At 40.3% G+C, this 20,957-nt stretch carries 27 protein-coding genes; 14 read left to right on the plus strand and 13 right to left on the minus strand.

The window, feature by feature from the left end:
* Positions 1–25 precede the first annotated feature (25 nt).
* A complete protein-coding gene (locus tag NSQ54_05815) occupies positions 26–181 on the minus strand; it encodes an FbpB family small basic protein (GenBank protein WYP27625.1) in 156 nt (51 codons plus the stop codon).
* 248 nt (positions 182–429) lie between these two features.
* Between NSQ54_05815 and NSQ54_05820 the strand changes: the two genes are divergently transcribed.
* Together NSQ54_05820 and NSQ54_05825 are read left to right on the plus strand one after the other, a co-directional pair.
* Complete coding sequence (locus NSQ54_05820; GenBank protein WYP27626.1) at positions 430–576, plus strand: hypothetical protein; 147 nt, start codon at positions 430–432, stop codon at positions 574–576.
* A gap of 395 nt (positions 577–971) precedes the next feature.
* The gene (locus NSQ54_05825) at positions 972–1,331 is read left to right on the plus strand and encodes a hypothetical protein (GenBank protein ID WYP27627.1); all 360 of its coding nucleotides are present in this window, start codon (positions 972–974) and stop codon (positions 1,329–1,331) included.
* Positions 1,332–1,632: 301 nt separating this feature from the next.
* Here the strand turns inward: NSQ54_05825 and NSQ54_05830 are convergent, their stop codons facing one another.
* Entirely contained in the window at positions 1,633–2,814 is a 1,182-nt protein-coding gene (locus NSQ54_05830; protein ID WYP27628.1) for an MFS transporter, read from the minus strand.
* A gap of 95 nt (positions 2,815–2,909) precedes the next feature.
* Here NSQ54_05830 and NSQ54_05835 point away from each other — a divergent pair, with 95 nt between their 5' ends.
* Entirely contained in the window at positions 2,910–3,710 is an 801-nt protein-coding gene (locus NSQ54_05835) for a YfkD family protein (protein ID WYP27629.1), read from the plus strand.
* Here NSQ54_05835 and yfkAB read toward each other — a convergent pair whose 3' ends face one another.
* A complete protein-coding gene (gene yfkAB, locus NSQ54_05840) occupies positions 3,711–4,859 on the minus strand; it encodes a radical SAM/CxCxxxxC motif protein YfkAB (GenBank protein WYP28505.1) in 1,149 nt (382 codons plus the stop codon).
* 141 nt (positions 4,860–5,000) lie between these two features.
* Here yfkAB and NSQ54_05845 point away from each other — a divergent pair, with 141 nt between their 5' ends.
* Positions 5,001–5,192 carry an SE1561 family protein gene (locus NSQ54_05845; protein ID WYP27630.1) on the plus strand — a complete coding sequence of 64 codons (192 nt, stop codon included), beginning with the start codon at positions 5,001–5,003 and terminating at the stop codon, positions 5,190–5,192.
* A gap of 7 nt (positions 5,193–5,199) precedes the next feature.
* Positions 5,200–5,844 (plus strand): histidine phosphatase family protein, encoded by a 645-nt coding sequence (locus tag NSQ54_05850; GenBank protein WYP27631.1) that lies wholly within the window; start codon positions 5,200–5,202, stop codon positions 5,842–5,844.
* 273 nt (positions 5,845–6,117) lie between these two features.
* Here the strand turns inward: NSQ54_05850 and NSQ54_05855 are convergent, their stop codons facing one another.
* The 3 genes from NSQ54_05855 to NSQ54_05865 all read right to left on the minus strand — a co-directional run bounded on the left by NSQ54_05855 (position 6,118) and on the right by NSQ54_05865 (position 8,626).
* Positions 6,118–7,461, minus strand: coding sequence for a hemolysin family protein (locus NSQ54_05855; protein ID WYP27632.1), 1,344 nt, complete (start codon positions 7,459–7,461; stop codon positions 6,118–6,120).
* Between the two features lie 57 nt (positions 7,462–7,518).
* Positions 7,519–7,662: a hypothetical protein gene (locus NSQ54_05860; protein WYP27633.1), complete on the minus strand. Its 144-nt coding sequence runs from the start codon at positions 7,660–7,662 to the stop codon at positions 7,519–7,521.
* Positions 7,663–7,819: 157 nt separating this feature from the next.
* Positions 7,820–8,626, minus strand: a complete 807-nt coding sequence (locus NSQ54_05865) for a DUF368 domain-containing protein (protein ID WYP27634.1) — start codon at positions 8,624–8,626, stop codon at positions 7,820–7,822.
* A 188-nt stretch (positions 8,627–8,814) separates the two neighbouring features.
* Here NSQ54_05865 and NSQ54_05870 point away from each other — a divergent pair, with 188 nt between their 5' ends.
* Together NSQ54_05870 and pdaA are read left to right on the plus strand one after the other, a co-directional pair.
* Complete coding sequence (locus NSQ54_05870) at positions 8,815–9,186, plus strand: cytochrome C oxidase subunit II (protein ID WYP27635.1); 372 nt, start codon at positions 8,815–8,817, stop codon at positions 9,184–9,186.
* 162 nt (positions 9,187–9,348) lie between these two features.
* Positions 9,349–10,101 carry a delta-lactam-biosynthetic de-N-acetylase gene (gene pdaA, locus NSQ54_05875; GenBank protein WYP28506.1) on the plus strand — a complete coding sequence of 251 codons (753 nt, stop codon included), beginning with the start codon at positions 9,349–9,351 and terminating at the stop codon, positions 10,099–10,101.
* A gap of 54 nt (positions 10,102–10,155) precedes the next feature.
* Here the strand turns inward: pdaA and NSQ54_05880 are convergent, their stop codons facing one another.
* A complete protein-coding gene (locus tag NSQ54_05880) occupies positions 10,156–10,518 on the minus strand; it encodes a GAF domain-containing protein (protein ID WYP27636.1) in 363 nt (120 codons plus the stop codon).
* Positions 10,519–10,649: 131 nt separating this feature from the next.
* On the opposite strand from NSQ54_05880, the gene rlmD reads away from it, so the two are divergent.
* From rlmD to NSQ54_05900, 4 genes are all read left to right on the plus strand, one after another.
* Entirely contained in the window at positions 10,650–12,053 is a 1,404-nt protein-coding gene (rlmD, locus tag NSQ54_05885) for a 23S rRNA (uracil(1939)-C(5))-methyltransferase RlmD (GenBank protein WYP27637.1), read from the plus strand.
* Between the two features lie 268 nt (positions 12,054–12,321).
* Positions 12,322–13,470, plus strand: a complete 1,149-nt coding sequence (gene dgoD / locus NSQ54_05890; protein WYP27638.1) for a galactonate dehydratase — start codon at positions 12,322–12,324, stop codon at positions 13,468–13,470.
* A 12-nt stretch (positions 13,471–13,482) separates the two neighbouring features.
* The gene (locus tag NSQ54_05895; GenBank protein ID WYP27639.1) at positions 13,483–14,832 is read left to right on the plus strand and encodes a gluconate:H+ symporter; all 1,350 of its coding nucleotides are present in this window, start codon (positions 13,483–13,485) and stop codon (positions 14,830–14,832) included.
* A 262-nt stretch (positions 14,833–15,094) separates the two neighbouring features.
* On the plus strand, positions 15,095–15,391 hold the full coding sequence (locus NSQ54_05900) for a hypothetical protein (GenBank protein WYP27640.1): 297 nt from the start codon (positions 15,095–15,097) through the stop codon (positions 15,389–15,391).
* A gap of 223 nt (positions 15,392–15,614) precedes the next feature.
* Here NSQ54_05900 and NSQ54_05905 read toward each other — a convergent pair whose 3' ends face one another.
* The 4 genes from NSQ54_05905 to NSQ54_05920 form a co-directional block, all read right to left on the minus strand.
* On the minus strand, positions 15,615–16,013 hold the full coding sequence (locus NSQ54_05905; protein WYP27641.1) for an ectoine synthase: 399 nt from the start codon (positions 16,011–16,013) through the stop codon (positions 15,615–15,617).
* A gap of 27 nt (positions 16,014–16,040) precedes the next feature.
* Positions 16,041–17,330: a diaminobutyrate--2-oxoglutarate transaminase gene (ectB, locus tag NSQ54_05910; GenBank protein ID WYP27642.1), complete on the minus strand. Its 1,290-nt coding sequence runs from the start codon at positions 17,328–17,330 to the stop codon at positions 16,041–16,043.
* Between the two features lie 42 nt (positions 17,331–17,372).
* Positions 17,373–17,876, minus strand: a complete 504-nt coding sequence (gene ectA, locus NSQ54_05915) for a diaminobutyrate acetyltransferase (protein WYP27643.1) — start codon at positions 17,874–17,876, stop codon at positions 17,373–17,375.
* Between the two features lie 243 nt (positions 17,877–18,119).
* Complete coding sequence (locus NSQ54_05920; protein WYP27644.1) at positions 18,120–19,022, minus strand: TIGR01777 family oxidoreductase; 903 nt, start codon at positions 19,020–19,022, stop codon at positions 18,120–18,122.
* A 90-nt stretch (positions 19,023–19,112) separates the two neighbouring features.
* On the opposite strand from NSQ54_05920, the gene recX reads away from it, so the two are divergent.
* Both recX and NSQ54_05930 read left to right on the plus strand, forming a co-directional pair.
* Positions 19,113–19,937, plus strand: a complete 825-nt coding sequence (gene recX, locus NSQ54_05925) for a recombination regulator RecX (protein WYP27645.1) — start codon at positions 19,113–19,115, stop codon at positions 19,935–19,937.
* Positions 19,930–20,238 (plus strand): YfhH family protein, encoded by a 309-nt coding sequence (locus tag NSQ54_05930; protein WYP27646.1) that lies wholly within the window; start codon positions 19,930–19,932, stop codon positions 20,236–20,238. Before recX ends, NSQ54_05930 begins: the two co-directional genes overlap by 8 nt.
* A gap of 38 nt (positions 20,239–20,276) precedes the next feature.
* On the opposite strand, the gene NSQ54_05935 is transcribed toward NSQ54_05930, so the two are convergent.
* Both NSQ54_05935 and NSQ54_05940 read right to left on the minus strand, forming a co-directional pair.
* A complete protein-coding gene (locus tag NSQ54_05935) occupies positions 20,277–20,429 on the minus strand; it encodes a YpzG family protein (GenBank protein WYP27647.1) in 153 nt (50 codons plus the stop codon).
* Positions 20,430–20,445: 16 nt separating this feature from the next.
* Entirely contained in the window at positions 20,446–20,601 is a 156-nt protein-coding gene (locus NSQ54_05940; protein ID WYP27648.1) for a small, acid-soluble spore protein K, read from the minus strand.
* 89 nt (positions 20,602–20,690) lie between these two features.
* On the opposite strand from NSQ54_05940, the gene NSQ54_05945 reads away from it, so the two are divergent.
* Complete coding sequence (locus NSQ54_05945; GenBank protein WYP27649.1) at positions 20,691–20,939, plus strand: YfhJ family protein; 249 nt, start codon at positions 20,691–20,693, stop codon at positions 20,937–20,939.
* Positions 20,940–20,957: the final 18 nt, after the last annotated feature.

Raw genomic sequence — 20,957 nt, forward strand, 5'->3', positions numbered from 1 at the left:
GCCTATTGTTAAAGGCGTGTTCAAATTACTTCTGTTCAACTTTTTTTAAGTGCTTTAGTTCTTTTTCAGCCGTACGGGCATCTATGCGATCATCCAGACGGTCCAACGCATCTTCGTCGTTAAGTAACTCCGAACGATTTTGATCCATCAAATCTTCAAAACGAATAAATTGTTTTCTCACATAATCACCTAACCATTTATAGTATTATCACCAGTATAGCACGTTAGATAATCTTTCAAACATAAAATTATGACAATTTTTAAAATTAACACACAAAGTCGAAAAAAGACGAATGAAAAAGATCTTTGATGCTTTACAAATTAATTGAATATTGTTAATATAAAATTACAATCACACAGAGAAAGACCTTTTTTTATATCTAAATTCTGAGCGAGTGTTCAGTCAGACTTGATGTGGAGGAGATCTTAATGACAATATCAGAGAAAAAGCAAATCGAGATCATGGAAAGACAAATCGAACAAATGAAGTCAGAGCTAACAGAGCTAAAGAAAAAATCTAACAATGGATTTGAATTGTTAGAAACAGACGAACTTTTAGTTGAAGCCTATAATTGATAAGATACAGCAGCTACTTACTTTGGAGTAGTTGCTTTTTTGTGGGGAAAGGACAAAATACTAAGAGGAAACGTAAATGAACCAACACCGTAACCTCATTACTAAGCGAAATGAAGCAAGAAGTAAGCTCAGAGTACATTTCACCAAGACCGGGACCCCGATATCAAGATCAAATTCATTACCTCAAAGAAAGAATCCTCTTGTACCAAGAAGCAACTCCATTTAATAAGAAAGAGAAATATATCATCAAGAAAAAACACACCTCACCAAGTATCGCACCACAAAAAGCCAACCTGTAAAATCAAACTTCACCCTCATCTATGTGTTTCGCTTTTATTTTAATTGGACTTACTGATATGATAAGGACAACCACGTGTCTAAGGGAGGAATTGTTGTTGAAGAAGAAGTCTGGACTTTGTAAATCACTGATTATTGGTGGAGTCGCTGTGATTGGAGTGGCTGCGGTCTTATCTAAGAAAGAATGGCGTGACCAGCTTTGTCGAGAAGCAAGAAATATCAAAGATGCATCAACAGAGACATTCGTTTTTATTCGGGAGAATCGTGAGGAAATCATTGATCAAGTGAGAGTGACAGCGAATGAGGTATCGACCATCATTTCTGATCTTTCTGCTGATTTTAGGAAGCTCTCTGAGACAGCAAATCATATTAAGTTAACCTCCAAAGAGGCAATTGAATCAGCGAAAGATGCGGCGTCTGAGGTAAAATATTTAAAAATTCATCAAGACGAGGAATAAGAACTTTACTTCTGACCATACTATGATTACGGAAGGCAGTTCAACTGCATTTCGTTTCCTGAAAAATGTAAGTTGATGTTCAACAAGCAATAGGCTAGAAACGCTTTGTTTTTTGTATACTTCTGATGAGGTGATACGCATGCACAGAGATCGTTATTTTCGAGATTGTTTTTAACAAGCAATTAAGAAGTGAGGTGTCAGTGTGAAGGAAAATAATCGATTCGACCCCAGATTGTTATTTGAATAAATCTTCTTATGTTTTCATCAGGAATAAAAACGGCAGCATTCCGCTGCCGTTTTTTTATGATGGATGTGGTTCTACTTCAGAGTGTTGTTGCTTAAATAGTAAGCCGGCGACAACAACTAAAACCAGCATACCTCCAATGGAGTAATACACACTTCCGTGCTCCACTATTTCTATAAGCCATCCGCCAATGAGTGGTCCACTAATACTGCCTAATCCAAAGCTTACAGCCATCATGACGTTTGCAGTGGGAAGAAGATAAGTCGGGACTAGATCAGCCATAAAAGCAACGCCTAATGAATAAAGAGACCCCACACATCCTCCACCTGCTAGGAAAAGTATGAACAAAACAGTAGGTGAATGTTCAACGGCAATCATTAAAAAGAAACATACGCTCCCAAGTGTAGCGATGGTTAGCAGAATTATTTTGCGCCCGAACTTATCACTAGCAAGTCCTAATGGAATTTGTGTCAGAAGGCCACCGACGACAAAGGCAGGGAGTAAAAGGGAAACCTGATCAATGCTTAAACCGGACCTCAAGGCATAAACAGGATAGTTCCCATGAAGGGACGCTTCAAGATAGCCATAAGCAAACCCAGGAAGTAAGGAGAACCAGGCCATTTTCACAACCGAGCGATATCTGGCCCAGGTTGTTTGAGGTGCACGAGTATCGATGTCCTGGGAAGGAAATTCATTTGCAAGCCTCGATACAAACAACCACGTAATAAAGGTAAGAACAGCGGCAATCACAAATGGTAACCATTCGGCCACTTTTAATAAATGAATCATTAACGGACCTGCCCCGAAGCCAAGTCCAAAGGCTAAGCCATAAATCGAGATATTACGACCACGATTTTGGGCCGTACTGGTGGAGGTAATCCACACCTGTGTGGCATAATGAACCATATTGTCTGCGATTCCAATGATCATTCGTAACACAAACCAGAACCAAAAGAACGCCCAGATCGGGAGTAGTAGTAAGCTAATTGTCATAACAATTAGTCCAATTGTGATTACTGGTTTATAACCAAATGTGCGCACAGGTCGTTCAATAAAAGGTGAGGCAAGGAGCACACCTATGTACAAGGCTGTAGCGTTTAATCCATTTAATGAGGAAGAAACGCCAGCCTCCTCAAGTAGAATGGATAGTAAAGGTAGGAGCATTCCCTGTGCAAAGCCTGCGATCGCTACCATTGCAATTAGCATGCTAAATCGATATCCTGGATGATTCACTTTCATACTATAACCCTCCACTAACTTATAAGAAGTCATCTACATAATTTAAGACAACTTCGTATAAACTACCTCCATAAAAACCAGGAGGTAGACTTAAAATGAAACGAAAGCTGTGTCTTCTTATGCTAATCACTGTATTTTTGCTCACGCCATTTTCACATACTCATGCTAAGGATAAATTAGATAATCCATATAAAATTCCAGACTCTGCGTTATCTATTTCAAAAGAGAATACGTACACAAATGGAACGCAGGATCTTCCATATCTTCACCCAAGTGATCTCGCTAAAGAATTTCTTGAATCCACTGATGAGGAAATTACGAACCCGGACCTTATTCGATTACTTAATGAGTCCCATGTTGGCAATCCGCTTCTAGGACTTGGGTTACGAGTTTCTGTCTATCTTGGAGAGTGGCCACTTGCTTATGAATCAGCAGGGACCGAAGTGAATTGGCAATATCAAAAGGTAAATACGAACTATCTCGATAACCGAGGTGCGAATGCACCAGCTCAATTAACATATGCTCAAGATCAACAAAAAAAGATCACAGGCGGTCTGACAGCTACTATTCCTAATGCAGAAGCCGTTCGCAAAATGATGATGATCCATGCTGGTGAAAAAACAGGACTGCCTCTGTCGTTTGAAACCATTATTGGTCAAGGCACACGCAAAAACCAGACCTACAATGTGTCAACACAGCAGGTCGGGTATTTGCATAGCTACGCCCCAGCCATTCATGAAAAAGGAAATGTCACTTATGGTGAGGTGTATGTTGTTGTAAAAGGTGGTAAAAAGCGTCTTGAAGTGAAAAACATCACTCAACAAGGGATCGGTGCATGGATTCCAGTACAGGACTACTTATCTTTTACGTATATGGCTAAAAATCAACCCGGTTAATTAAAGCTTCAAATTCGAGCTTCTTTTTAAGAAATTAACATCTGAGTAATACGCATCTTTTACTAAGATATTTGGGCCAAGACATTTAACAGCGGGACAGTGGCATTGTACAGAGCGACCGACCTCGGAGTTCATCCAGGTGTCATAGGCCTGCTGTAAAGGTGTATCCTGAACGTTTCCAAGCTCAGGTGTATCTCCAAAATCAGTCACAATAATAGAACCATCAAAGATATTAATATTAAGCCTTGAACGACCGTCCGGATCATTACGAACCGTGACGTTTTTGGCTTGATACAAACGCTCTTGTAGCTCTAGATCTTCTTTAAGATCGCTACACGGATAAAAAGGAAGCGTCCCAAATAACATCCATACATCAGGGTCACGATGATCAAGTAACGTATGGATGCCTTTTCGGATATCTTTCAGTGAAGCCGCTTCAAGCGCACTTGCAAAATCAGCGGGGTACATCGGGTGAACCTCATGTCGCTGACAACCCATCTCAACAATTTGTTCGTGAATTTCTTTTAGATGTGGAATGGTCCGCTTATTTATCATTGTCTCTGCGGAAACAAGGACACCACGACGAGTGAGTTCGCGAGCATTTTCAACCATTCGATAAAAATAAGCCTCCCGTTGCTTAAGGCTTGGTTTCTTATCCATCATGGCAAAACCGATCTCTGTAAAATCTTCTACACTACCGTAATTATGAGAGATATGAAGAACGTCAAGATAAGGTAAGATCGCTTCATACCGTTCAAGTGGCAATGTAAGATTTGAATTGATTTGAGTACGAATACCTCGATCATGTGCGTATTTCAACAAAGGCACAACATATTCTTTTACCGATTTCATTGAAAGCATAGGCTCTCCACCTGTTATACTTAACGCTCGCAGCTGAGGTAACTCCTCTAAGCGACGAATAAATAGATCAAGTGGTAATGGATCAGCATCCTTGGGGCTTAATGTATAACCGACTGCACAATGCTCACACCGCATATTACATAGTGTGGTAGTTGTAAATTCTATATTCGTAAGTGCCAGGCGTCCATGTTCTTTAATATCTAGATAAGCTTCCCATGGATCATACTCTGGAGTAATAAGTGGTTTTGAAGTCTTTAACACTAGTAGGTCTCCTTTGGTTGCCTTCATCATAAAGGCATATCACAAGATTTCATAGTCTATCATATCGCAATTAATAGGAAGTTAAAAGTTCCTTAATGATTTGAGCTATATGTATGATTCTGTTAAGCTTTTTAGAAGTACCGAGAGTTGGGAGAAGGAGAGAAGATAATGGGTGGATCAATCCATGATAAAAAACAGCAAATTGATTACTTAAGAAATAGATTAAACTTATTACTCACATCACTTGAATCAATGGATCCAGAAGACGCTGAAGCTTCCGAGATGCAGCGCATGATTGATATGCTCGAGCAAATTCAGATGAAGGCAACAACGTTTAAAAAGGAATGGGAACGGGGATGACATTCAGATGAAATTATACTTAATACGTCATGGTGAATCACTTGGGAATCTGCAGGGGAAAATTCAAGGGACCATGGATTTCCCGTTATCAGATTTAGGAAAACAGCAGGTTGATTTAATCAGCTCTTATTGTGAGAAGATCAATCTAGACTTTTTGTACAGTAGTGATTTAGAGCGAGCTTACGCAACTGCTAAAGCGATTGGAGAGTCAGCAGGACTTCCTGTTCAAGCATGGGAACAAATTCGAGAGGTGCACCTAGGACCACTACAAGGACTTTCAAGAGATGAGATTAGAGAACAGTATCCTGAAACCGTGACAAATTCCATTATTACATCTGGAATTAAAGGTACGGAAACGGTTGAAGAACTTACTACTAGGTGTAAGAACGTACTTGAACAGCTTCATACGCAGCATTCATCTGATTCTGTTGCACTCGTTTCACACGGTGGCTTTATAAGCATTTTCCTTATGTATGTATTAGTTGGAAAGAAGTGGCCGGAGTTTCACCGACCATTTGTGATCAGTAATACAAGCGTCACGCTTCTAGAATGGATGAATGATAAGGAGCAGCCTTACTTACATTACACCAATCGTACCGCTCACCTAGAAACGCTCGAAGCAGAGCAACACGCAAAAAAAGGTGTGTTATAAGCTTGTAATAGTAGAGAGAGTTTGCAACTTAACTAAAAATCAATACGAAAATGGCGAATGATTCGATTGCAGAATCATTCGCCATTTGTGTTTTTATGAAAAAACTAGCGGAAGGAGAACCCGAGACTCCTACGGAACAGAACGCGGTGAAGACACTGTAGCGGTGCCCTTTCCGCGAAAGGGGCTGAGGCCGTTCCCGTGGAAAGCGAGGGATTCTCCTGTAGCGGATTTGGTGCTATGTTCGTGTTTTAAATTCAGTCCCAGTCTCTTTTGTTACGTAGAAGCAAGCTGTTGTTCAGTAATTTGATGATCTTCCTGACGCCGAACAATTTCCACTTGTTTTACTTGATGATTATCAAATTCCTTCACTGTAAATGTGAAATTTTCATGCTCAATGGCTTCATTTACAGCAACATCGTACTTTTCAGTAAGCAACCATCCACCAATGGTATCCACATCGGTCTCATCAAGTTCAATGTTAAGCAGTTTATTTACGTCACTAATCAAAGTCTTACCATCGATAATATAATGATCATCATTAATCTTACGGATTAAAGGATCTTCCTCGACGTCAAACTCATCGTTAATTTCGCCGACAATTTCTTCAATAATATCTTCAGCCGTAATAAGACCTGCTGTACCACCGTATTCATCAAAGAGAATAGCCATATGAATTTGTTGCTTTTGCATTTCTACGAGTAAATCATTAACTGGTATCGATTCAATAACTGAAATAACAGGACGAATATAGTCATTCAGGAAAATTTCTCTTGTCACATCTGGTGAAACAATATCAGTTAGCACTTCTCTAACATTAATCACACCAAGAATATGGTCCTTGTCACCATCAACTACTGGGAAGCGTGTAAAGCGTTCTTTTCGCATAAATTCTAGGTTTTTACTGATTGGATCAGCGATAGAAACTGCCGAAATTTCAGTTCGGGGAACCATGATTTCCTTGGCTACTCGGTTATCAAAATCAAAGATTTTACTTACATATTTGAATTCAGACTGATTAATTTCTCCACCTTTATAGCTGTCAGAAAGAATTAAACGTAACTCTTCTTCAGAGTGAGTAACGTCATGCTCTGACATAGGTTTCAAACCTACTGAACGAGTTAATAAACGAGCTGCTCCATTTAAGAACCAAATAAGTGGATACATAATTAAATAAAAAGCACGTAATGGTCTTGAGACGAGCAGTGTAATGCGTTCTGCTTTTTGAATGGCCAAGGTTTTTGGAGCAAGCTCTCCAACCACAACGTGTAAAAACGTCATGATCGCAAACGAAACAACAAAGCTTACGGTTGTAATAACGGCACTACTACTAATCGGTAACGCCTCAACCACGGGGTGAAGCATTTTCTCAAACGTTGGTTCACCCAAACGTCCAATACCTAGAGCTGTAATGGTAATCCCTAGTTGGCAAGCAGATAAGTACTCGTCTAGGTTTGAAGTAACTTTTTTTGCCAGAACAGCACTCTTATGACCCTCCTGTACAAGCTGGTCAATCTTTGTACTTCTGATTTTGACGATTGCAAACTCAGAGGCTACAAAAAAAGCTGTGAGAGCAATTAATAAAGCCACGAAAAACAAATTTAAGTATAAATTGTCCAAAAAGATCCCTCTAAATTAGAGGGGTCACCTCCTATTTTGTATAAAAAGATAAATGTGTTAAAAATACGAATAGATCGCTCCGTCAAGGTTGCATGTGACTCGGTTGCGCTGTGTTTGAAACAAAAACTGTGTGGCAAAAGCTAACTGATCAAATTGTACTGATACTGTATGTGATGCCGCAAGTTTGTCTTTTCTATTCACTGCCCCATCGAATCACCCCTTTAGCTAGTTAATGTATATATATTTTATTTTAACTGAATCATGCCGTCAACGTTTACGTACCTTTAATCTATGCTTTAAGAACCAAAAAAAACAGCGAACATGTCTAATGTTTGCTGTTTTTCTTAAGAACAACCGTTTATTTTTGTGTGCTTCCAAGTAGATAAGCAACGAGTAAGCCTGCTATAAATGTGATTCCGCACCCTAAAAGTGATCCTCCAGGTTCAATTTGAGAAAATAAAACAATAATGGATCCTGCAACAAGACCGATCATGACAGCATATGTATGCGTCATATATGCTTTAAATAAATATCGAACCAGCTTACTTGTCAATAATAGTCCAATGGCAATTCCGGCACCGACGGCAAGAATCACAGGAATCTGTAAAGTGGAGATCGCATTCGTTACTGTTGTATAGACACCTAACAAGAGAAAAATAAGCGAGCCGCTTATTCCTGGTAGGATTAATGCAGCACTTGCTAACCAACCTGCAACGAACAAGAAGAAGTAATTCCAAATACTTAAGTCTGTCATTAATGTATCTTCATGTGGTAACAATGAGGTTAATGCAATAAGAATAAAGGCTGTGATTAAGAATATGTAGTGGTTTAACTTGAATGTACGTTTAATGTCCACTTCTTTAACCAGGATAGGAACAATCCCAACAATTAATCCCAGAAATAAAAACATGGTTAAAGGTTGATGGTTCTCCAGTAGCCAACTGATCACTCGACTAAATATTAATAACGCACTTCCTACTCCAACTCCAAGAGGAATTAAAAAGCGTAAACTTTGTTTCCAATCTTTTGTAGTCAATCCATGTAAGGAAGCAATAAAGCGCTCATAGACGCCTAATACCATTAATACCGTACTTCCACTTACACCTGGAACGAGGTCAGTAATCCCCATAGCTAGACCTCTAAATATATTTTTAAATTCAAACAATACCAAATACCTCCATCTTTGCATTCAATTCTTTTCTAATCAAACCATACAAGCTATAAAAGGGCAAGCAGTGAATTTTGAAAAAACAGTAACAAAACGCTCAAAAAAAAGTGGGGAAAACGGATATACGAATAGGTCTTTTGGGCGTATACTGTTAAGGGGAAAAGGACAAGCCTGGAGGTAGTCAAATGAAGTTAAAGCAGATGTTATTTATATTAGTCGCTCTTTTTCTTCTCATTGCGATCACAGCATGTGGTGCTGCGGGCAATGACCAAGCAGAAGAGAACGAACCAGAAGAAGTGATCGGTGAACAAGTTGTGTTAAAAGCAACAAACTGGGCATTTGATCAGGAAAGCTATACCGTACCCGCTGGAGATATTAACATTGCCCTTGAGAATGTTGAAGGCCACCATGGTATTGAAGTAGACGGTACAGATGTATCAATTGCAGGTGAAGGTTCTGTTAATACATCACTTGAACCAGGAGAGTACACAATTCGTTGTACGATTCCTTGTGGCGCAGGTCACGCAGAAATGCTCGCAACATTAATTGTGGAATAATGTAAAAGCCAATTCATAAACATGGATTGGTTTTTTTTGTCCAAAAAATGGAGCAAGTAAAAAGAAACACTTGATGCATGCTATGAGTAAACAGCTGTTAATTGAGGTGAGTGTATGAAAAAGCAGGTTAAGCGATTGTTAGCGATCATGCTTCTAATAAGTATGGTTATAGGGATTCAAAGTGAACAAGCATTTGCCTACGACCGGAATGTCTTACATTGGGGCTTTAAGCCGGCCAAAAATCAAGAACTTGCAACAACAGAACCTGAATTTCTGAGAATGCTCGATGAGTCAGGTGGTTATTTTACTGGAGACACAGAAAGGAAAGTTCTTTATTTAACGTTTGATAACGGATATGAGAATGGATACACTGAAAAGGTGCTTGATGTGCTTCGTGAAAAGAAAGTGCCTGCTGCCTTTTTTGTAACGGGTCATTATCTTGATTCCGCACCTGATCTCATTAAACGTATGGTGAACGAGGGTCATATCGTGGGAAACCATTCGTGGCACCATCCAAGCTTGCCAGCTATTGATGATGAGCGACTAGCAAGTGAATTAATAAAGGTTAAAAAACGGTTCGCCGAATTAACTGGAATCGAATATATGAATTATTTACGCCCACCACGTGGCGAATTTAGTGAGCATAGCCTTCACAAGTCAGAAGAAGAGGGGTACATTAACGTATTCTGGTCTCTTGCGTATGCAGATTGGGATGTAAACAAGCAAAAGGGTGGAGATTATGCCTATAACAAAATTATGGAGCGAATTCATCCAGGAGCCATTATGCTTTTGCATTCAGTTTCAAGTGATAACGCAGAAGCTCTTCCAAGAGTCATTGATGAAGCGAAAAAGCAGGGGTATACGTTTGAAAGCTTAGATGATCTAACGGTTCAAAAGCAAATTCCTTCCTTTTGATAAACGAAAAAGACCTCAATCATAATGATTTGGGGTCTTTTTCGTGATGAAAGTCTAATTCACAAGTGTTTCTTGTCCGATCGCTGCAGCAATTGTTTTTAATGTGGAGACGTCTGTTACATCAAAGGCAATGGAATGTTTGCTACGTACAATCATGAGACCGATTTCCTTTTCAACAGAGTCGTGAATTGGAAATTTAAGTTCGCCATTACACGTCCATTGCATGTCATTTTCAAAACAAGAAGCGGCAACAAGTTTATGATTTAGATCTTCATAAAGGTAAATTCCTACCCAATCAATATACGGTACAGAACTCACGAGGCTTTCTACTGTCTTTTCAAATGTAGACTGAGCGCTTTTACGTTTATAGACATGCGCCATAATTTTTAAAGACGCTACGTCTGTGGGGATAGACAAATTGTTTCACTCCTCTACTGACCATTACGCTTCTATTTTATCAGACAAAAAGCGATACGTGTTTAGTAAGTTTAGGAAGATCGGTGAACATGGTATACTTCTTTTAGTTAGTAAATATGGGAGTGTCAAAAATGAAATCAGCAAAACAGGCAAATCACAGTGCTAAAACAACGGTGGAGGTTGGACAGCAATTTCCACTTACTATAAAAAGGCTTGGCATTAATGGAGAAGGTGTAGGCTACTATAAGCGCCATGTGGTCTTTGTACCAGGTGCTCTCCCTGGAGAAGAGGTTGTAGCTAAGGTTACAAACGCAGGGGAGCGCTTCTCAGAAGCAAGCATTAAAAAAATTCGTAAGTCATCACCTGGGAGGATTACACCACCGTGTCCAATCTATGATCAATGTGGAGGCTGCCAGCTTCAGCATATGGAATATGCGGCAACCTTGCGTGAGAAGGCAGACATCGTGAGACAAGCCTTTGAGCGGTATACAACGATTAAACAAGAAGCATTGACCATTCAACAGACAAAGGGTATGAAGGATCCTTGGTATTATCGTAACAAAAGCCAGATGCAGGTGAATAAGACAAAAGGGGTAGTACAAGCAGGGTTATATGCAGAGAAATCACATAAATTGATTGATCTGTCTGCCTGTATGGTCCAGCATAAACGATCGAATCATGTAACGCAGGTTATGAAACAGATTCTACAAGACTTAGATATTTCTATTTATAATGAGCGCAAGCATCGCGGAGCCGTCCGCACAATTGTTACTCGTGTCAGCTTCAAAACAGGAGATGTTCAGCTTGTTCTTGTAACAGCAGAAGTAACTCTTCCGAAGCGAAAACAAATGATGGAAGAAGTGAAGAAGCGTCTGCCTGAAGTGACATCATTTATGCAAAATATCAACGATCAAAAAACCTCCATCATTTTTGGAGATCGTACAACACTTGTATCTGGAGAAGAGACGCTTGAAGAAACACTTGGAGATGTATCATTCTCTCTATCTGCCAGAGCGTTCTTTCAATTAAATCCTGAGCAAACGGTTGTTTTATATGATGAAGCCAAGAAAGCTGCTAAGCTTACAGGAAAAGAAAAGCTTGTTGATGCGTATTGTGGAGTAGGAACCATTGGATTATGGCTTGCTGATCAAGCTGCAGAAGTGAGAGGTATGGATGTCATTCCTGATGCTATTGATGATGCCCGCGCGAATGCAGCAAACAACCATGTGAAGTCTTACGAGTACGAGGTTGGAAAGGCGGAAGAATGGTTGCCAAAATGGGTGAAGCAAGGCTGGACACCAGATGTTGTGGTTGTCGATCCACCTCGAACCGGTTGCGACCAAAAGCTACTCGCCACATTAAAACAAACAAAGCCATCGCGTATTGTTTATGTATCCTGTAATCCATCTACTCTTGCAAAAGATGTTGAACAGTTAAGAGCGGCGGGGTACAAGGTAGCAAACATACAGCCAGTTGATATGTTTCCGTGGACAGCGCAGGTTGAGTGTGTGACTGAGTTAGTAAGAGAAAAATAAATCTTTAAAGCATGGGAGCATTGCTTCCATGCTTCTTTTATTTTGTGTGAGAACGTTATCATATCTTGGGTAAATCTGTTGTTTTTTAAGAGAATGAATGATAGACTTCAACACGTAGTATGACTATAGGAAATGAAACTGGTTCTAATGAAATTGTAACCGTTCGCTTTTTGTGGAAAGCGTTCTCTTTTCTATAGATGCTATCGTAATTTAGCCTATTATACACACAATCACTTTAATCATGTAAAGAACGAAAGGGTGCGTAAAGATGAAAATTACAGCTTACGAATTGTTTCAGGTACAGCCGAGATGGTTATTTCTGAAAATAGAAACCGATGAAGGCTTAATCGGTTGGGGAGAGCCAGTTATTGAAGGAAGAGCTTCAACTGTTAAAGCAGCTGTCGACGAACTAATGGAATATTTAATTGGAAAAGACCCGCTTCAAATTGAGGATCATTGGAATGTGATGTATCGCGGAGGGTTTTACCGTGGAGGCCCTATTCTAATGAGTGCCATTTCAGGCATTGATCAAGCGTTGTGGGATATTAAAGGAAAGTACTACAACACACCGATTCATCAATTACTAGGCGGGAAGGCAAGAGAATCTATTAAGGTGTACTCATGGATTGGTGGAGATCGACCATCTGATGTGGCTGCACAGGCAAGGGCAGTGGTTGATAAAGGATTCCAAGCCATTAAGATGAATGCCACGGACGAACTCCAATACATTGATTCGTATGAAAAAATTGACCGCGTCCTAACAAACGTGTCAGCTATTCGAGAGGCAGTCGGTCCTTATGTTGGAATTGGGATTGACTTTCATGGGCGTGTTCATAAACCAATGGCAAAAATTCTCGCTAAAGAGCTTGAACCATTTAGACCAATGTTTATTGAAGAACCGGTTTTGCCTGAAAATAATGAAGCCCTCCGAGACATTGCAAGTCATACAGTGATCCCGATAGCAACGGGCGAACGCATGTATTCTAAATGGGACTTTAAAAATTTACTAAAAGACGGTTATGTAGATATTATTCAGCCCGATCTATCCCACGCAGGCGGTATCACTGAAAACAAAAAAATCCTTTCAATGGCAGAGGCATTTGATGTAGCGGCTGCTCCACATTGTCCACTTGGTCCTATTGCATTAGCCGCATGTCTTCAAGTAGATGCCACATGTCACAATGCGTTTATTCAAGAGCAAAGCCTTGGTATTCACTACAATGAAGGTTCTGACTTACTCGATTATCTAACGGATGGTAGCGTATTCAAATATAAAGATGGATATGTAAATATTCCTGATAAGCCAGGACTAGGTATTGAAGTTAATGAGGAGCATGTCCGCAAAATGGCAGAAACAGGCCATAATTGGCGGAATCCAATCTGGAGACATAAGGATCATAGTGTAGCTGAATGGTAGGGAGTGTGTAGCATGTCAACAACAGGTTTAATTTTGATCACCGTAATTGGTGTAGCTGTTTTATTATTTTTAATTATGTATTCAAAGATGCAGGCATTTCTAGCCCTATTAATTGTAAGTATTCTAATAGGGCTAGCTACTGGAATGAGTCCAGCCTATCTCCTTGAAACAATAGAGGCAGGTATGGGTGGAGCACTTGGATTTATTGCCATTGTTGTAGGGCTGGGTGCGATGTTTGGTGAAGTGCTGAGGAGCTCAGGGGGAGCGGAAAGGCTTGCCTTTACGTTAGTAGATAAGTTTGGTGAGAACCGGGCTCAATGGGCACTAGGACTAACAGGGTTTCTGATTGCTATTCCGGTGTTTCTAGATGTAGCCCTTGTTATATTAATTCCAATTGTGTATAGCTTAGCTCTACGAACGGGAAAATCCTTGTTGTACTATGCAATTCCATTGCTGGCAGGTCTTGCTGTTGCACATAGCTTTATTCCCCCGACACCAGGACCTATTGCGGTTGCCCAGGTGTTAAATGTCGATCTAGGCTGGATGATGCTGTTTGGAGTGATTGCAGGGATTCCTGCCTTAATCGTTGCTGGACCAATTTTTGGTCGGTATATTGGGAATAAGGTGTTTGTTGGGGTTCCAGATCATGTAGCACGTGCTGCAGAAGAGGTTAGTGCAACAAAGCAGAAGTTACCAAGCTTTGGATTGATATGCTTTATCATTTTAACGCCATTATTTTTAATCTTGCTAAATACGGGTGGGGAGTTATGGCTAAAAGAAGGCCAGTTATTAACCGTTTTAACCTTTATCGGTCATCCGTTTGTAGCGTTAATTGTAGCGACGCTTCTAGCAATGTACCTACTCGGAACAAGACGAGGCGTTTCGAAACAAGAACTGCAAAACATGGCGACAAAAGCGCTTGAACCAGCTGGTATTGTCATCCTTATTACTGGAGCGGGTGGCGTGTTTAAGGAAGTCTTGATCGAAAGTGGTGTTGGTGATGCGATGGGAGATTTAATGGCATCGTCAGGTTTTCCGCTTGTACTTCTTGCTTTCTTAATCTCAACGTTTGTCCGGGTTGCTCAAGGTTCAGCAACTGTTGCTATGATTACAGCAGCAGGGTTAGTATCTCCAATTGTTGAACTGGTTGACCTATCGCAGCCATCATTAGCTCTTATCGCGATTGCGATTGCGTGTGGAGCCACAGTGTTATCCCATGTGAATGACACAGGGTTCTGGCTTGTTAAACAATTTTTAGGCATGACAGAGAAAGATACATTAAAATCTTGGACTGTGATGGAAACGATTATTGGACTTGTCGGATTTGCGACTGTTTTTGGACTTAGTTTCTTCTTTTCATAGAAATAGGTAGAGCCCGAATGAATGCATCTCGATTCGTTCGGGCTTTTTCCAATTTAGATAGAGCAGATAGTTGCCATCCCTGTAAGCTATCTATTATAGTAGAACATGTTTATATGACATGGTTAGAAGGTATTAGGTCTTTAAGGTCTTTTAATTGATCAAGCTAATTCGATGCACATAATCCTAAAAGTAAACTAAACTGTTTCTATGTTAACAGATAGTCAAATCAGTGAGTCATTACCTTTATGGGAAGGAGGCCAACGTGAACTTATTTAAAGCACATATTATTCATCCCCATACACATGTTCCGTTAATTGTTTACTTTAATCAGAGTGATGGGTTTGTTAGTTTTGAACGTGATGAGAAAGTGTTAAAAGCTATTTATATGGTAAAAAGTGATCTAGCACAAAATGAGTCATTTCAAGAGAGTTTAAAGCGCACGAGTCATTTATGCCAAACACAATATCCACTTGATACGATGGAAGAGGTCATTGAATTTCTTAGCAAAATCGGTATTAATCCTAAAGAAATTGAATTTGAACAGGTGATTGTTCATTAAAGAGTATGCAAGTGTAAGGAGGATGACTCCATAACACTATTGTGGGTAGCAAAAAATAACATAGCACATAATTCCGCTACAGTGTCTTCACCGCGTTCTGTTCCGAAGGAGTCTCGGGTTCTCCTTTCGCTCGTTTTGATAAATAGAAAAGGCGAATGATTCAATTATTGGAATCATTCGCCTTTTTTCATTGATTTATCGTTTTGTTGCAAGCTCTTTTTGCTTAATCTTCATCAACTGGATATACACCATTTTCATCATGATGCTCTCGGCCCGTAAGTGGTGGGTTGAATACGCAAACCATACGCATGTCTCCGCCTTCATGGGCGCGTAGCAAATGCTCATCATGCTCATCTAATGCATAAATGTCTCCAGCCTTAATCGGCCAAACCTTACCGTCTTTAATGGTTTCAACTTCCCCAGAGCCTTCAATGCAGTACACAGCCTCTAGGTGATTCTGATACCAAATGTGAGTTTCTGTACCAGCTCGGATGATCGTATCATTAACGGAGTAGCCCATACCGTCTTTTTTAAATAGTAAACGTCTGCTGACCCAGTTTCCGTTCTCTGCTTCTACTTCTCGATCTGTTCCGATTACATCGTTTAGTGAAACTACTTTCATCTCGTATTCCTCCAGTTCAAAAATGACTTACCCGTTTGTCACTAATTCTTTTGGATTCACAGTTGCTTCTACAGATTCCTTAATCATTTGAAGTCCTTTTTCAAGCTCTTCATCAGAGATTGTCAGAGCAGGGAAAAGCTTAAATACTTCATCTTTTGGTCCAGCCGTTTCCATGATTAGACCTCTATCGAATGCTTCGGCGGCGATTTTCTCAGATAAACCTTCTTTCGCAGAGCACACACCAACCATAAATCCTCGGCCTCGTACTTGACCTTCAAGCTCAGGATAGCTTGCAACTAGATCCTCTAAGAATGAATAAAGGCGATCTGATTGTTTAGCAATCTTCTGCTCAAATTGGTCGTTCTTCCAATACGTAAGCGCAGCCGTAGCGGTTACAAACGCATGGTTATTCCCGCGGAACGTACCGTTATGCTCACCTGGCTCCCAAATATCAAGTTCTGGTTTAATTAATGTTAAAGCAAGTGGTAGACCGTAACCACTAATGGATTTAGACAGACAAACAATATCAGGTTTAATTCCTGCTTTCTCAAAGCTGAAGAACGTACCTGTTCTACCAATTCCCGCTTGTACGTCATCAACAATTAAAAGAATGTCCCAGCGCCTGCATATGTCCTCCACTTTTTTAAGCCACTCGTATCGTGCGGCGTTAATACCGCCTTCACCTTGGACTGTCTCGAGAATAATGGCTGCCGGTATGGCTACGCCGCTGCCTCCATCTTCTAGGAAGCGCTCGAGATACTCCAGAGTGTCGAGCTCGTCGCTGACAAAATTGTCATAGGGCATTGTTACTGTGTGTGTAAGTGGAATGCCAGCACCTTTTCGTTTAAAAGAGTTACCTGTTACTGATAGCGCTCCGATCGTCATACCGTGGAACCCATTTGTGAAGCTGATGACGTCTGTACGACCCGTTACTTTTCTAGCAAGCTTTAATGCACTCTCAACCGTATTGGTGCCTGTTGGACCGGGAAACATTACCTTGTAGTTTAAATTGCGTGGTTTTAAGATCGTTTCATTAAATTCTTTAAGGAAAACTGCCTTTTCGGTTGTCCCCATATCAAGCGAATGAGTGATTCCATCATTCATAATATAATCAACGAGTTTTTCTTTCATAACAGGGTCATTATGACCGTAGTTCAGTGCACCTGCACCGGAGAAGAAGTCGATGTATTCCTTTCCATCTTCATCCCACATTTTTGATCCTTTTGCCTTTGTAAAAACGGTGGGGAAACTGCGGCAGTAACTTCTAACCTCTGATTCCAGTTGAGCAAAAATGTTCATATCCGTTTTTTGAGTCATGTTTTAAAGTACTCCTCCTTTAGATATATACCTGTATCTTGTTTATACATGGAATGGACCAATTCTAAATAGTTGTTCTTTTTCATGGCTGTTATCTGGAAAAAGGGAAGCTGAAAAATGATCTGATACATCGCATTTAGTGTTGAACTCTCTTCCAAGCTTGTGGAATAACGCTCTGGATGCTTCATTTGAAGGTGTAACCGTAGCCTCAATATAATGCACTTGATCCGCATTCCATTGAACCAATTCCTTAATCATCTTAGAAGCAAGTCCTTTTCCTCTTTGAGAGGAATCTACGCCTACCTGCCAAACAAAAAGTGTATTAGGACGTTCTGGTTGAATAAAAGCTGTCACGAACCCAACTAACTTCTCGTCTTGTTTAGCTACCACACATGTGTCGGTAAAGAAATCAGCCATCATCATATACTTGTAAGGTGAATTCTGATCGAGAGTCGTATTGTTTACGAGCTCCCACATCGCTTTACTGTCTTCTTTTTTTGCTTTTTCAAATGTAACTGGAACGATTGTTGCTGTCTGTTTGCTCATTGTCTTCACCCCTTTTTAAATTGCTGTATTTTTAATTGGAAACAAACTCCACTCATCATGTTAACCATAAGCAGGGAGAGAGGCAAACGACCTATGAAGCCATAAAGACGCATGCAACTCTCTAACTACGACTGAGCAGACGTAGCCCCCATCATCTGTTTGTTTCCTGTATATACGTACCCGATGAACCGTAGCTTAAACCACAATTGTTTGAACTTTTTAAATGTTGGCTTATTCGCTTATTTAACCGATTAAATCGCGAAGGGCGGGCTTTAACTCACTGTACTTGAATCTATATCCAAGATCCTTCGCTTTCCTTGGGAATACCTTTTGTCCATCAACGATCAATGTACTCATTTCTCCTGAAAGGGTTGTCATTGCGAATCTAGGCGCAGGTAACCAATGAGGTTTTCTTGTGACCTCTGAAATGGTTTTACCGAACTCAATCATCTGCATAGGATTGGGTGCTGTAATATTTAGTGGACCCTCAACTTTTTCATTTTCTAAAGCGAATTGATAAAGTGATACAAGATCATCAATATGAACCCACGACATCCATTGCTTTCCTGTTCCGAGCGTTCCCCCAGCAAATAGCTTATAAGGTAAAACCATCATAGGTAGTGCGCCTTCTTTTGAATCTAAAACAATTCCAATTCGTCCAAAGACCACTCTTAACCCGAATTCTTCAGCCTTTTGTGCACAAGCCTCCCACTTCTGTGTAACCTCTGAAAGAAAATTAGGTTCATCCGGTTCCGAGCCTTCTACAAAGTCCTTTGAAGTAGATATTCCGTAATAGCCTATGGCCGATGCGTTAAGCAGCACTTTTGGTTTTTGTTTAAGCTTCTGAATAATAGAGAGTACAGCTTGGGTAGCCTCAATCCGACTGTTTAAGATCTTTTCCTTTTTTTCTTTTGTCCATCGACCCATAATGGATTCACCAGCTAAGTTAACGATTGCATCTATTCCTTCAAGCTCAACTTCAGGCGTGGCATCTTGACTCATCCATTTAACATATGACACACGATCTGTAGCTTGTTTTCCTTCTAAGTTTCGAGTAAGAATGAGGACTTTATGTCCGGCAGAAGTTAATGTTGACGTAAGCTTCTGTCCAATAAATCCACTGCCTCCTGTGATTGCGATCTTCATATTTAGCCTCCTAAAGTGTATGATGTTACAGTGAGTATACCCGAATGTCTTTTGGTTCAAGACTTCTTTTGATAAGAAAGGAGGATACGTATGGCTGTGATTAGTCGAATTACAATGCAGAAACGCAATAAGGAACGATTGAATATATACCTTACAACGGAGGGGAAGGAAACATTTGGTTTTGCTGTTGACCAGAATGTTTTTGTAAAATATAACTTACGTAAAGGATTAGAGATTGATGAAGAAGCAATCAAGGAACTGATTGATGAAGATGAAAAGAAAAAGACCATTAATCTCGGACTTCATTATTTGTCTTACCGCATGCGAACGGTGCAAGAAATGATCGATTATCTAGAGAAAAAAGAACGACAACCTGAACATATTAAAGCAGCGATTGCTACATTTAAAGAACATGGATACTTAGATGACAAAACGTTTGCCGCGTCTTATATTCGGTCAAAGTCAGTATCTCAAATAAAGGGACCTATGAAGCTTAGTCAGGAGCTTAAGCAGAAAGGGGTCCATCAAACTGTGACAGAAGAAGCGCTTGATCAATTCAACGCGGACGATGAGCGAGCCCTTATTGAAAAGTGGGTTGAAAAGCAAAAGAGAAAGTCAGCCAAGGAATCAACAAGCGCTCAGAAACAAAAGCTGTTTCAGCAGCTGCGCGGCAAAGGGTTCCGTACAAGCTCGATCCAAGAGGTACTTGAGCGCATAGAGCCGCAAGAGGATACAGATGAGCTGGATGCATTATCGTACCAGGCTGAAAAGCTCGAGAGAAAACTTTCAAAAAAGGTTACAGGAACTGAATTACGCTTTAAAATGAAACAAGCATTATACCAAAAGGGGTTTTCAATCGGTTTGATTGAGTCCTATCTAGAAGGTCAGCAAAGAGGGGATGATCGGGATGAGTGAAAAGCGTTTTAGTGAAATGACGGCGCCTGAGTTAAGACAAGAAATTGTGGCGTTAAATGAAAAAGCAAAAAAAGCCGAGCAGATGGGAATGGTTAACGAATTTGCGGTGTATGAGCGTCGGGTTCTGTTAGCAAAAGCGTATTTACTAGATCCAGAAGACATTAAACCTGGACAAACGTATCCGTTAAAAGATGGACAGTCCACCTTCTCGGTTTCTTATATGAATGGACATTTTGCTTGGGGTTATCGTAATAATGAAACGAATTTAGAGGGGATTCCGATCTCACTAATTGAACAATAAAAAAAGCAGGGAAGTAAATTCCCTGCTTCGTTAAAACATTACGTACGGGTTCTCATTTGTTTCTCTAAGATAATGTTGTGCTGACTTTGTTCGGTTTCGCCATTCACTTGGTTAAAGGACTTTTTAGCATTAGCCCGTGGCGATTGAAAGGGATCTTTGTAGTGAGAACTAAAACGTTGTTTATGACTCATTACACTTGCACCTCCGTCATTTGCTTGAATGATTGGTGTTTGAACGGAACATCCGCTCTTGAGGTCGATCCGCAATCGTACCATCAGCACGTTTTGAAGAGAATTCAGGTTTTGCTTTAGGCTCTCCCGATAAGGAGATCCTACCTGGAAAATGAGATGCTTTGTTTCTCATGCTGCAGCCTCCTCTCCTGGTGGCCTATTACTATTGTGTGTAAGAAGCGAAGAACTATAAGACGTAATTATTGTAAAGGAGAATGATGAATGGAAAAACGATTTGAAGAACTAGCTGAACGATTACTTGGAAAGAACGCTGAGATGACTCATGATCAGGCTCGCACATGGGTGGAAAGCTTATGGGAGGATTTTGAAGCGACTCGTGCAAAGGCAGGACGTCCGTACAGAGGACCTGAAACAACGGAAGCTATTGTGATTAAATGGATTGAGCAATATGGTCCATACCTACATCGATATGAGCCAGGACAAAAGAAATTTAGTCACTTGAACGAATAGGTTAGACAAAAAGGAGGA

It is taken from the genome of Alkalihalobacillus sp. FSL W8-0930, assembly GCA_037965595.1.
GTDB lineage: Bacteria > Bacillota > Bacilli > Bacillales > Bacillaceae_D > Alkalicoccobacillus.